The 13297-nt window shown below is 38.9% G+C and carries 13 protein-coding genes; all 13 read right to left on the bottom strand.

Translation table 11 applies throughout. The features are described from left to right. Positions 1 to 269 precede the first annotated feature (269 nt). Complete coding sequence (locus tag WG954_RS05170) at positions 270 to 1688, bottom strand: APC family permease (protein WP_340434287.1); 1419 nt, start codon at positions 1686 to 1688, stop codon at positions 270 to 272. Between the two features lie 57 nt (positions 1689 to 1745). Then, entirely contained in the window at positions 1746 to 3065 is a 1320-nt protein-coding gene (locus WG954_RS05165; RefSeq protein WP_340434285.1) for an agmatine deiminase family protein, read from the bottom strand. A 10-nt stretch (positions 3066 to 3075) separates the two neighbouring features. Beyond that, the gene (locus tag WG954_RS05160) at positions 3076 to 3978 is read right to left on the bottom strand and encodes a hypothetical protein (RefSeq protein ID WP_340434283.1); all 903 of its coding nucleotides are present in this window, start codon (positions 3976 to 3978) and stop codon (positions 3076 to 3078) included. Between the two features lie 25 nt (positions 3979 to 4003). Further along, positions 4004 to 4492, bottom strand: a complete 489-nt coding sequence (locus WG954_RS05155) for a hypothetical protein (RefSeq protein ID WP_340434280.1) — start codon at positions 4490 to 4492, stop codon at positions 4004 to 4006. An 80-nt stretch (positions 4493 to 4572) separates the two neighbouring features. Further along, positions 4573 to 5496, bottom strand: a complete 924-nt coding sequence (locus tag WG954_RS05150; protein WP_340434278.1) for a hypothetical protein — start codon at positions 5494 to 5496, stop codon at positions 4573 to 4575. A gap of 3 nt (positions 5497 to 5499) precedes the next feature. Further along, positions 5500 to 6435, bottom strand: a complete 936-nt coding sequence (locus WG954_RS05145) for a hypothetical protein (RefSeq protein ID WP_340434276.1) — start codon at positions 6433 to 6435, stop codon at positions 5500 to 5502. Between the two features lie 3 nt (positions 6436 to 6438). Beyond that, the gene (locus WG954_RS05140; protein WP_340434274.1) at positions 6439 to 7371 is read right to left on the bottom strand and encodes a hypothetical protein; all 933 of its coding nucleotides are present in this window, start codon (positions 7369 to 7371) and stop codon (positions 6439 to 6441) included. A 6-nt stretch (positions 7372 to 7377) separates the two neighbouring features. Then, positions 7378 to 8556 (bottom strand): acyltransferase family protein, encoded by a 1179-nt coding sequence (locus tag WG954_RS05135; protein ID WP_340434272.1) that lies wholly within the window; start codon positions 8554 to 8556, stop codon positions 7378 to 7380. 37 nt (positions 8557 to 8593) lie between these two features. After that, the gene (locus tag WG954_RS05130; protein WP_340434271.1) at positions 8594 to 9913 is read right to left on the bottom strand and encodes a Zn-dependent hydrolase; all 1320 of its coding nucleotides are present in this window, start codon (positions 9911 to 9913) and stop codon (positions 8594 to 8596) included. After that, positions 9891 to 10526 carry a DUF2306 domain-containing protein gene (locus WG954_RS05125; RefSeq protein WP_340434270.1) on the bottom strand — a complete coding sequence of 212 codons (636 nt, stop codon included), beginning with the start codon at positions 10524 to 10526 and terminating at the stop codon, positions 9891 to 9893. Before WG954_RS05125 ends, WG954_RS05130 begins: the two co-directional genes overlap by 23 nt. A gap of 32 nt (positions 10527 to 10558) precedes the next feature. Then, positions 10559 to 11347, bottom strand: a complete 789-nt coding sequence (locus WG954_RS05120) for a nuclear transport factor 2 family protein (RefSeq protein ID WP_340434267.1) — start codon at positions 11345 to 11347, stop codon at positions 10559 to 10561. Positions 11348 to 11353: 6 nt separating this feature from the next. Then, on the bottom strand, positions 11354 to 12829 hold the full coding sequence (locus WG954_RS05115; RefSeq protein WP_340434265.1) for an amidohydrolase family protein: 1476 nt from the start codon (positions 12827 to 12829) through the stop codon (positions 11354 to 11356). Positions 12830 to 12839: 10 nt separating this feature from the next. Continuing rightward, on the bottom strand, positions 12840 to 13286 hold the full coding sequence (locus tag WG954_RS05110) for a nuclear transport factor 2 family protein (protein ID WP_340434264.1): 447 nt from the start codon (positions 13284 to 13286) through the stop codon (positions 12840 to 12842). Between the last annotated feature and the right edge of the window lie 11 nt (positions 13287 to 13297).

Here is a 13297-nt window from a genome sequence, read left to right as displayed (position 1 = left end):
TCTTGCTGATTAAAGCTTGTAGAATTTGGGTTTAATTCAACTTATATACGTATACTGCTGATAACCTCTATAGACTTCGCATCTATAAAAAATAAGGAAAGGAATTACGGAAATTTTATGAAAGCCTGCAACTAAGCGAAACAACACAATTGGATTGAAAAGAGAGACAGGTGTATTTTACAGTGAAATCGTTTAGGAAAATACTCTATTTTTTTGGCTTTTCATTTGAGTGTTTTACATAACGTACAAGAAAGTGCTGAACAACCCTATCATGGTTTGGTATTGTTTCTTTTGAAATAGAAATAAAAGAACACACCACTTAGCACAAGTGCTAAACCAATCAGCGATTGTTTTGGTTGAGTATAAATGGTATTAATAAGTAAGGCAATGGAAAACAACAGGATAATTGCAGGGATAACAGGATAACCAATCACTTTTGCTGTAATTCTTCCGTTGCGTTTCATTTTAAACAAGGCTACTCCAATTAAACCATAAAACAGGAATCCTGCAAAGATCACCATGTTGGTAAGCATATCAAACGTGCCCGACACCACCAAGATGCAACTCCATACCATCGTATAAATTAAGGCAACAGAAGGTGTGCGGTGAACGGGATGTACCTTGGCTGCATTTTTAAAAAAGAAATTTCCCTGCGCCATCCGGTAATAAACCCTTGCATGTGAAAGGATGATTCCGTTGAGTGTACCAAACACCGAAACCATGATGAGAACTACAAGTAAAGTTTGTCCCGCTTTTCCAAGCAGGGCTTCCGCAACAACAGCTGCACCGATCTGGCTTTGATCAACTGCTCTTAATGCCTCAAGTGGTAACACATGCATGTAAGATAAATTCGCCAGTACATAAAGTGTCATGGCAATGGCAACACCACTCATGATAGCAATCGGAATATTGCGTTTGGGGTTTTTCATCTCACCCGTAACAAACGAAAGATTACTCCAACCTTCATATGCCCAGAATGCACTAAGCATTGCAGCTAACACAGCACTAAGCAAAGCAACACCTTGCAGAGGAGCTGTTGCCTCTGCTGCAGCTGCAGTTTGAGTTGTTTCTGCCGGCGAAAAACTAAGACCAAGTATGATGAGTAAAAGAATGCCAATGATCTTGGCTGATGTAACAATATTATTAATGAGACCTCCATGTTCTACGCCCCGATAGTTGATCCATGTTAAAATTACAATGGCAACAATGGCAAGTATTTTTATTCCACCCTCCGCAAAAGGAAAAATAAAACCTGCAATGGCAATATGTTCTAATGAATGAAACGGGTTGCCTAATGGAATAACTGCATTTACTGTCTGTGCAAAAATGAAACCTAATGCAGCAACAGATGCACAACCCATAATGGCAAAATCGGTCCAGCCGAAAATAAATGAAAAGAAATTTCCGAACGAAAGACGCAGGTATTCATATACGCCGCCTGATTCTTCTGTTAAAGTGGAAAGACCTGCTAATGTAAATGCCCCAAACATGGTAACAAGACCGGCGCCAACCCATGCAAGTATGATCCATGTTTCACTCAAGCCCGTTTGCGCCATTGGAATGATCTTCTTGAATACACCGGAACCGATCATCATTCCGGCTACCAATAAAATACCTGTTGTTAAACCAAGTACTCTTTTGAGTGATGGTTGCTGATTGTCGGAGGAAGTAGTTGTTTCGATGCTCATTACAGTGGAGTTGTGGTTTTACTAATGTAAACAGCATTTATGTAAAAAGCGAATGTTTTATTTCTTCTTTGATGGTTGTTGTTGTGTGCTGCAATGAATACCACCTCCATTCCAGTTAAGCATCATCGCATCAATAAATACAATTGATCTTCCGGGAAATTGTTCTTCAAATAGTTTACGTACCTGATCTTCTTTTTCTTTGGAAGAACCTGAAGCAGTATACGTAGGTAACAACACAGTTCCGTTTGTAACTAAGTAATTCATGTAACTGCTGGCGGGGACTCTCAGCAGTGTATCGCCCACTTTTGGTTTTTCAGTTGGAATAAAACTGTTTACTTCCACATCAAATGTTATTTCAGCGGAATCAATTTTTTCTCTTGCCCGTATTTTCTTTGTAAGCAGATCAGGCAAAGGAACTTTTATGATGTTGAATGGTTTTCCATCCTGGTCTTTTGCATTTTTGAGAATGTTGTAATTCTCATTCATACGTTCGTAGTTCATTTGATTGATGGGATTAAGATCTTTTTCTTTTTCATCAACCCATGCAAGCAAAATTGTAGTTGAATTGGAAAAGCGGACAAACTCATCGGTATGCCCGCCGGTGCCACCACCTACATAATTGCCGCTGATGCGTCTGAAGTAACGCAGTGGATCATCGGCCAAACCTTTTTTTACCCAAATGATATTAGTAACACCCAGCACACGTTTAAACTCTGTTTCAATATACGCTTTCGTCATGTCGGGGTTTCGTTGTAACACGGTTGCTTCACAAAGGATCAATGTGCCGGCACCGTTTACTTCAATGGCGCCACCTTCGTGTGCCACATTGGTTGTAAACAAAACAGCGTTTTCTGTTTTTGCCATAAGACTATCCACCTTTCCCGTTTTATTCATCATTTCTTTTCTGCGGTCGATATATTTTGTTACACTATCCATATTGCCGTTGTACTTTTCTTTTAAAAAGCCCGGCAGCCCGTAACCATTCCAACCAAAATCTGCAACACCCAGTTCTCCTTTTCCATTTACTAAAAAAGCAGCACCATGATCACGAATCCAATAACGATCACCCGGTACGATGTACGGTTTATACATACTGCTGTCTATGCCCTGCGATGCGAGATAAGCTTTTGCTTTTTGCAGCAATGTATCATTGTGAAAAGCAATCTTCACTGTAACATTTGGCGCCAGTGCTTTGATGATGTTTACAACTGTGGGATAGTAACCAAATGAACTGTCTTTTTCCCAACCGAGCCACACAGCATCATGTTGTTCCCATTCTGCAGGCATGTAAAATGTTTCGGCAGGGCGTTGTTGTTTGTTGGAGTTGCAGCTAACAACAAGGAGAGCAGTAAGCAGAAGTAGTGAAATAGATTTCATGTTTCTATTTTTATTCAAGATGATATTCTTTTTGTAAAAATGCAATAATACGGACTGCCTTTTCACGCAATTGTGTGAGCCTCGTATCAAGAATCCTGTTACTCCCTTTTAATTGATGAATACGATAAGCTAAATCCTTATGCAACGAGGCATCATACGAACGCAATGGCGGATTACCCGCCGGTTTATGTATGATGTTGTCATCGTCCAGCATTTTATCAAAAACATAGGGATCAAATATGAGTGACATCAACGGATCAACATCTCTTCGTTCATCCCGCTCGTCTGCTATATTGCCAAGAATTGTTTCAACCAGTTTTTGATAACTGATGATGCTGTCCGCCGCCTGTTCATTCCGGATAAGCCGTAGTGCCCCTGAATTTTTTAACTGGGTAATGGTTCTGTCGCTCGGTTGAAAACGCCTGGTTCGTATAAGAACCCTTCCCAAATAATAAAAATCACCCTCATTGCCTTTGATCGTTTGTGTTTCTAAAAACTTCATCATGGAATCCAACTGTTCTTTTCTTGATAGTTGGTAAGCAAGATTCCGGTTGATGGAAGCCGTATCTGTTTTTAAATCCTCTATGTAAGATTCAATGAATTGTTTTTCCCTGCTGTTTTCTATTACATGCTCCAACTGATATTCTGCTAAAAACCCGCAGAACACTGCGAGGAACAACATTAAAAATTCCCAGAAATAAGATTTCCAGTTTTTCTTATGATGCGGTGCGGAAGGGTCGTGGGCGTGATGATGTACTTCCATATCTTTTATGTCTGATGTAGGATTTGTAATGTCAGATGTTCCGGCAGCAGGCACAATGGTTTCATCAGTTGAAGTAGTATTCAACTGTACGTCTTGCTGTGGACTGTCGTCTGTTGACGGCGGGCTTTTTTTGTTTTCCTCTTCACTCATATAATTCCGGTTAACCTGGTTTGAACTAAAGATTGCCTTGTTTTTCCTTTGGTTCAAATGCTCCGCATCCGTTTGGCTCAATGGTGAAAGAACAGGAATTTATCTTCCATCCCTGGCCGGTTTTAATGAAGGTGAAAAGATCCACACCACAATGAGAGAACTTGCCGCTTATACTTAGTGTATAAGGCACCCAGGCCATAGCTATTTGCTCATGTACTTTTATTTCGCAGCTGATTAATTTTTCCTGTACGATCGCTGATGGATTGATCAATCTTTTTACACGATCGGAGTTTCGCCACGAGGTATATATGATCGAATCATTCCGTAACCGTACTGCCCACCCTTGAGCTTCAGGCAGGAAAAGACTGGCGTATAATGAAGTGTCCTGATTTTCCAGCGATTGAAAAAACAAGTTTACTTTTTCGAGTATGATCTTTTTCTCTGCTTCTGCAGACTGTTGTGAAAGACCTGTGATAGTGCTGAGAACGAAGATTATTATAATGAATTTTTTCATAAACTATTATTTAATCACCACAGTAAGATCGGCGGTTTTACTTCCTTTTCGTTGTGGATGGGTTTATTTTCTTCCATAAATTATTTCAAACGATATTTAGTTTTGAAATAGTTAATAAGATCTTTGGCTTTTTCATTCAGGCCTTGCAGTTGCTGTTGTTGTCTTTTTGTTATACGCAGGTAAACCGATAACTGGTTAAACCATTTGTTTATTAAAAAGGCGTCATTAGAAAATAAAAGAGGGCCATGCGCCATCATTTCAGCAGAAATATTTGAAGAAGTAGTGCCGGTAGATGACATAGGTAACTGCATTAAAGACTGTGCATTTTTAAAACCCAGTAATTCATTCATTGTATTACGCACATTATCCTCCGATTCCTGAAAGACGGTTATTTGAAAATCCTGGTACTCTTTAAATTTGTTTATATAAATCAATATACTGTCTGCATCTTCTTTTTTCATAAGACGGAAACCACCGGCATTTGCCAGTTGTGTAATGGTACGTTCTGTTATACTGAATGCTCGGTTTGCCCTGGAGTGAAGAACAAGTTTTGTCATGCATTCGGTAGAAAGAGGATTTAATGATATGGTATCAAAGCATTGGTCCATTTCATCAAGTGCTTTGATCTTATCCTTATCGTAAAGCAGCATTTCATTTAAACGTGTGGTATCAGTTATGAGGTCTTCATAAAAAGACAATACATATTGTTTAGCCCTGTCTCTTTCTATCTTATGCTCCAGCTGATACTCTGCAAAAAATCCGCAGAACACAGCTAAGAACAACATTAAAAATTCCCAGAAATAAGATTTCCAGTTTTTCTTTCCATGACTTTCATGTGAGTGATGATGTACTTCCATATCTTTTATTTCTGATGGTGGATTGATGATTTCTGCTGTGTCGGCAGAATGCACAATGGTTTCATCAGTTGAAGGATTGTTCAACTGTTGCTCATTGTTTGGCGGCTTTACTTCGTCTTCGTTGTGGATGGGTTTATTTTCTTCCATAAATTATTCAAGGTGATATTCTTTTTTTAGCAACTCCATTATTGTAATGGCCAGCTCTGTGGCTTGAGGATAATTTTTTACTTGTAGATAATTACGGTTGCTTTTTGTGTCCAGCAGTGCGTTGGCAAAGGCATTCAGCATTTCAGCAGCGTTCTTCTGTAAAGGTAAATCTGAATGGTTGATTGAATCAATGAATGCTTGTTTTCTACCGTGAACAACATCATCCATACTCAGTACCGAAAGTCTCTGTTCATATTTGGCCACAAGAATTTGATATTTGTATTCAACAGCCTTATTGTTTTTTTCATAGATGTTTTCATCGTAAGTGGTAATCATGTTGGCAAGAGTATTATAATTGCTGATAGAGCTAACCAACTGGCTATTGGTAAAATATCTGAGGTTGCCGGAGTTGATCAGCTGGTTCATGGTGGATTTATTCCAGTCAACATTATATCTCCAGCAAGCCATTCGCATATAATAATAAAGTCGCCCTGTTTTTTGATCGGTAGCCGGGTTACTGATAAAACCAACCACACTGTCAATCATATTACTGATCCGTTCTTCATACAACGATGCTTTTCTTATATCAGCCGTGTCTTTCTGCAAATCTTTTAAAAGACTTCTGGCATATTCTTTTGCCCGGAGTTTTTCAATATAATGCTCCCGTTGGTTCTCTGCTAAAAATCCGCAGAATACTGCGAGGAACAACATTAAAAATTCCCAGAAATAGCTTTTCCAGTTTTTCTTGTGATGTGGTGCCGCAGGGTCGTGGGCATGATGATGTACTTCCATATCTTGTTCAGTTACGGGTGGTGGGTTATGAGTTATGGGTTGTTCAGCTTCAGCAATAGGTTCATCAGTTGAAGAATTGTTCAACTGTTGTTCATTGCTTGGTGGCTTTGCTTCCTCTTCGTTGTGGATGGGTTTATTTTCTTCCATAATTTATTTGAGGTGATATTCTTTCTTAAGTTCATTTATCAATTCATCAGCAAGCAACTTCGTTGGCTTTAACCGGCTATCGATATTAAAACGCAAATTCCTTTGCTGAACAATGGCCATATTCAACAGCAACATTATCTTATCCCTTTTTGGTTCGAGAGATTCCGTATTAATTGAGAGGTAATTTTCGATTAATGCCGACGACAACGAATCGATAGATGCAATTCTGTATTTTGATAAGAGTTGATGGTAAGATGGGTCGATAACTTCATTAATGGTATTTAATAAAGTGTTTCCTCTTGTTTGATGATTGCTGAATTCTCCTTCAGTTTGATTTACCATTGCTTCATACTTCATTAATTTATCTAACAGCGAAGAATTTTTAAAATAGCGAAGGCTACCCGAATTTTTAATTTGCTCAAACGTGGCCCGGTTCCACGAAAACGCTTCGGTCCAGTATAAAAATCGGGTGTAAAAGGAAAATGCAGCAGCATTTCTTCCTTCCAGTTTTCTTTTAGAAACCTGAAGCAAGCTATCTACAAAAACAATGTAACGCTCCGACTTTATCTGGTGAAAGTCTGATGACAATTTATCGCTTTCCAAATCTTTTATTAATGATTTTGCAAATTCTTTTGCCCGGAGGTGTTCTATATAATGTTCACGTTGATTTTCTACAAGAAAGCCAAGTGTAATAGCCAGAAATAACATTAAAAATTCCCAGAAATAACTTTTCCAGTTTTTCTTATGGTGCGGTGCCGCAGGGTCGTGGGCGTGGTGATGTACTTCCATATCTTTTATTTCTGATGTAGGATTGATGACGTCGGATGTTTCGGCAGCAGGCATAATGGTTTCATCAGTTGAAGGGTTGTTCAACTGTTCTTCATTGTTTGGTGACATAGGCTCTTCTTCGTTGTGGATGGGTTTGTTTTCTTCCATGCTCATTTAGTTTAGTGATTGTCTTGCCGTGTTTTTGTGCACCTTGCCATTTAAGAACATGCCAATAAAAGTTCCCCTAACAAAATATTTATAACTGATCATACAAAGAACACTGGTAACAGTAAGGGTAATAACAAATTTCAGGAAGACGGGTAATCCACTATCGGCCATAAGACCGGGAATAAAACCAATAATGGGCAAATGAATAATATATACCCAGTAAGATGCTTCCATTAAATAGCTTAAGCGTTTAGAGTAGGAATGAAAATAGGTGAGGAAAAATGCAATGAATCCGAAAATGAATAAGGTGCCGGAAACAGCAGTTAGTAATTGCTTAACGGTATACTCCCAACCGGTATTTTGCCAATGAACAAAATCTGCAATTATAAATAACAATGTAGCTGCTGTTAATTGTGCAATTGAATTAGTTTTTAGAAATTGAAGACTTTCTGTTTTGTAAATCATCCAGCCCAAACCAAAAAAAACAAAGTATAATAAGAGCACAACAAAATTAGGTATCCAGGTAAGGCTGGTGATAATACCTGCAGTACCCATAAATACCAACATTAGAAAATAACAGGCTATTACAACTACCAATCTTAACCGGAAATTTTTTAAAACGTATGCTGTTGCTTTGTTGAACGAAATTGTAAAAGCAGTTTCTTTTCTGAATAACATAGCAAGGAGATAACATAGCAAAGCAAGTATGGCTAAGAAATACAAAAACCATAAATGAGTCATCTTAAAGGGAATAAACGCTAAAGATTTTATTGACAGCCACGCTTCTGCATAAGGATTGGCTACTCCTTTAAATGCTGCCATGGAAAAAGTAAATGCTGCTTGCACCAACGGCCAAATAATAAATACTCCTGCAATAAATGGAAGTACAATTCGCTGCAACCTGTTTTTTAAAAGTGCTTGGGGACCCTTTTTGTAATACAGCAAAGCTCCAAAGAAACCTGCTGCTACAAAAAATACGGGCATTCTAAAAGCATGAATGTATTCTACCAGCACTAAAAAAGGAAAATTATTATCCGGGTCCTTTGACCTCCATGTACCCCATTCACTTTTTAAAGAATATGTTGATGCGGCATGTAATACAAGACCGAGTAACATCATGATACCACGCAGGGCATCTAATGCATAAACACGTTCATTGCCGGATTGATCTTTTTGAGTGTGCATGTTTGAATTCTTATGATTTGAGAAGTATAAGCCCTGCTTAATCTTTATCAATTTTTAAGATGGTTTGCAACAACACATTTGCTCCGTTGGCCATATCTGTTGCTGTTGAAAATTCTTTAGATGAATGACTGATGCCGCCAATACTTGGAATAAAGATCATGGCAGCGGGTGCTATCTCTGCTATTTCCTGTGAATCATGACCTGCACCGCTTTGCATAAACTTTGTGGTAAAGCCCAATGCTTTTGCTGATGTATTGATGATCTGCTGTAATTTTTTATCGGTCAATGCAGGCTTTGATTCATTGGCCTGCCGTTCAAAACTGATCTTTGTTTTGGTTGATGTGGCAATGGTTGCTGCACGCTTCTCCATTTCTTTAAAGAGCATTTCAATTTTTGCAGCATCTAAATCACGGATCTCTAAACCCAACACAACTTTACCGGGAATAACATTGTAAGCTCCGGGCTGTACTGCAATTTTTCCAACAGTACCTACCTGTGTTCCTTTTACACTGTTCACCACTTCGTTTACAGCAATAATAAATTTTGATGCAGCCAGCAACGCATCTTGTCGAAGGTTCATAGGTGTTGCACCTGCATGATTAGCGAAACCTTCAACCGTAACTTCCCAATGCACAATACCCACAATACCTTCCACCACACCGATCTGTATCTTTTCTCTTTCTAAAATGCCGCCTTGCTCAATATGCAATTCAATCCATGCATGGATGTCTCCTTTAGTGCGTTTCGCTGATTGAATATTATCTGGATTACCACCAAGAACTTTGATGCCCTCTGCCTGTGTTAATCCACTCTGGCTTTTTTGTTTTAATCCTTCAGGAGTTAAGTTCCCCACCATGGCCATACTTCCAATGGTGCCGCCTTCTTCATTAGCAAATACGATCACTTCCAAAGGATGTTCTGTAACCACATTGTTTTCATTGAGTATCTCAATTACTTCCAATGCACTGATGGAGCCGAGTGTACCATCATAGTTACCACCGTCGGGCACCATATCAATATGCGAACCAAATGCAATTGGTTTGTGTAATGGATTTTTTCCTTTGCGCTTACCAATGATATTGCCTGCTGCATCAATGGTTGGATCAAGTCCTGCTTTTTTCATCAGTTCCATAAACCATGCACGGCCTTCAATATCGCCTTTGGTATAAGCAACACGGTAACCACGGCCTTTTTCATCAATGCCAAATTTTGCCAGTTCAAAAATGCGTTGTTCTATACGCTTGCTGTTTACGCTTAAAGCGGCTCCTGCTTTTTTGCTGTTCGATAACAAAGAACCAAATACACTCATGCCAACTACGGTGAGCGATGATTGTTTAATGAAGTTTCTGCGTTGCATTATTTAAAGTTTTTTTATTTATGAACCAATACAAATTGAAGAATAACAATGGCAGCAGCCACACAAATATGTCTGATACAAGAAATGCAGTTGATTTATCGGTAAATAAAGAATTGAATACTCCCATGGCGTATGTGTCAATGACTCTTATCGTTACAAAATAAGCCGCACAGATAAAACTGCTGATCATCATGCGTTGATGCAATACTATTTTCCGTTGCTTAATAAAATAATAAGCAAGCAGGATAAACAGCAGCCATAAACTGGTTACTGTAAATTGTGAAGGCATACAGGCGGTGCATCCTGTCCTGGGTAACATTATGTACAACGTAGTAATACATATGAACGATGAAAGAATATAGAGCTTGCCCGTTTTTCGATGAAAGGAAATGTACCTGTTCCGAATGGCAGGCGTGAATTGTAGTATGGCGGCACAATACACAATAATGCCTGAAAAAATATGGATGGCAAAAACGCTGTTATCAAATGAGGTCTTATCTCCCCAATGTTCAAGAGAACTATTTGTAAGATACTTGTACTTCGGTATCAGTTTATATAAAAAGAATGCGAAGAAGGCAAACCAAAAAACAGCTATGGAGATTTTCTTTAGCATGTATTCTTATTTGTTTTTTTCATTTCAAAAATTTATCTCACTGATTTAACTTCCGTTATTACAATTTTTATAGTTGTGTTGCCGATATTTTCTACGTAGTGCTTACCTGTATAACCCATCCACGAAGCTGTTCCGGCCACTTCATCAACTGAAATGGTTTCGCCATTTTCAAAATGTACTTTTATTTTACCTCCGGTTACTATATAAGAAGATTTGGCAGGGTGCGTATGTGCTGTATCTTTTTCGCCCGGCTTCAGCGTATATTCAAGCACTCTTACATGCTCGTTTTCTAATAATAATTTGAAATTGGCAGGCGAAGCTTTTAAAACATCGATGTTTAGTTTACTTGTATCTTTCGAAACAACAGGGTCTTTTGTTACAGAGGAGGCGTGAAGATGAGCAATTTTCCAACTTCCTTTTTCCTTTATCATTAGTAAGGTTCTTCTGGATAATGAATTTAGTCCATCACCTAAATGAAATGTAACAATTGCATTTTGTTGGTAGAGTTGGAGATGGATGTCCTTCGGGCTTATTTGTAGTTTTCTGCTATTATTGATATCTATAAATTCCGGGAAAATAGTCAACCACGCTTTTTCAATTTCTTGTCTGCCATGTATCCGTTTTGCTTGACTCCAATAAGGATAAAAAATAGTTGCATCATCAGTGAATGATCCCCGAAACGTATCCCAGTTAAAATGATTAAACGCTGTAACGAAATCGTTAACGGATTTCATAACAGCTTTTGAGTCTTTATTCTGCGCCTTTACACTAAAGTGAATCAGCAGGAAAAGAATGAGTAAAGAAATTCGAACGTTGTTCATTTTGTTTTAATTTTTAAACTTTCCATACACCGCCTGCCCCGCAAAAACATTGGCTACTGTTTTTCCATTCTTCAATACAAAACTTCCGTTCACCATAACATATTCAATACCTGCTGAAAAATCAAGTCCTTTTTCAAATGTTGCTTTATCAATAATAGTGTTGGGGTTGAAGATGCTGATATCAGCATCGGCACCCACCTGTATTCGTCCTTTGAAACGCATGGATGGTGCAATGTTTTCTAAACGTTTTGCAGGAAGCAGCGTCATTTTTTCAAGAGCAGTAATTAAGTCAATCACTTTATCTTCTCTTACATATTTACCGAGTACTCTTGAGAAAGTTCCGGCAGTGCGAGGGTGTGCAAGCTTGGCATACGTCATTCCATCAGAACCAATCATAACACCCGGAGCAGCAATACCCATTTTAATCCATTCGGGTTTCATCACATGAATGATCACCACACCGCTTGTTTTGCGAAAGGCATCAAATGTTTCTTTGGTAAGGCGTTCGCCTGTTGCCACCCATTGCAGATCGCTGTAGCTAATGCCAAGCCGTTGCTGCCAGCCTTCATCAAACATGGCACTTTGCAGCGAAGTGGAAGCTGCGGTATAAGGGTATAATTCGGTACTGATGTCAAAACCTTTTTTGTTTGCTGCATTTACCATCTCCAGCGACAGTCCGATATTTCCCAGCGACATACTGTTGATGTGTACAATGTGCAACGGCGCTTTGGTTAGTACTGCAACAGCCATTGCTTCCTGTATAGAAATAATATCCGGCTGCCGTACATGCGAAAACACAAGTGCATTTAACTCACCAGCCAGTTTATACACCTGGTACATTTCATTGGGATTTGTTTTAGGCAAATAGCCAATAGGAGCCCCAATGCCAATACCACCTTCAGCCAATGATACTTTAATGTTTGCCAATGTTTGATTCAATGCATCGGGAGAAATCGTTTCAGCAGCGGCCCGTAAAATAGTGTTGGTCATTGCCCCAATGTTTGCTTCTCCTTTCAGTGTCATTTGTAGTAAACTATCTACAGCGTTCTGATATTTACCAATTGCTTTAAAGCGTTCAAAAGGCCAGTTTACACTTGCACCGTAATTGATCAGTGCTTTACCTTTTCTTGACTCGTACCATTTGCCAATATGTTCAATTCCCCATTCCAATTCTAAAGCAGTTGTTACGCCATCATGCAATTGGTATTCCTGCTCCACATTGCTGCGGCCATGTATATGCAGATCAATAAAACCCGGTGCTACAACTAAGCCGCTTACATCAATTACTTGTTTTCCCTGCAAGGCCTCACTACTGATCTGTGCAATGCGGTTGTTGAGAATGCCCACATTTCTGATAGCATCAAGTTTTGTTTCGGGATCAATCACACGGCCACCTTTGAGCACTATATCATATACAATGGCTGACTGGGCAAAAGCCGTAAATGACAAGATGATACAAATCGAAGTGAATAATTTTTTCATATAGCTGGTTTTAATTTTTAGGCAATCTGGTTGAATGCAACACATTTATTTTCCACTGTTTTTTTTGTTTTATTAAAACAACTGTTTCCATCCATTTTACAATATCGTCTTTCCCGTTCCTGGTAATGGTTGATTGCAGATAATAGGTAACCCATGCCGTATTTTTATTGATGGTGGTGCTTACAAACTCAAAGCTGTTGGTTCGTTTGAAACCAGGTACAGATGCACCCTGTATTACTTTTTGAATCAATGTATCAATCGTCCACACCTGGCCATACTCATAAAAATGCACATTGGCCGCAACAAATGTTTTCAACGCAGCCGTATCAGCATTGGTTAAGGTGGCAAACATATTTTCAACGGCTTGCTGTACCCTTTTCTCTTCTTGTGTGCTTTGTGCACTTGCGCTTGCAGAAAAGAGCAGTACAACAAGCAGAACTTTTATTTTTTGCATCATGCGGAATTGTT

It is taken from the genome of Lacibacter sp. H375 (assembly GCF_037892425.1).
Taxonomy (GTDB): domain Bacteria; phylum Bacteroidota; class Bacteroidia; order Chitinophagales; family Chitinophagaceae; genus Lacibacter.
Note: the sequence above shows the minus strand (reverse complement) of the source record. Positions and strands in the feature narration are given on the sequence as shown.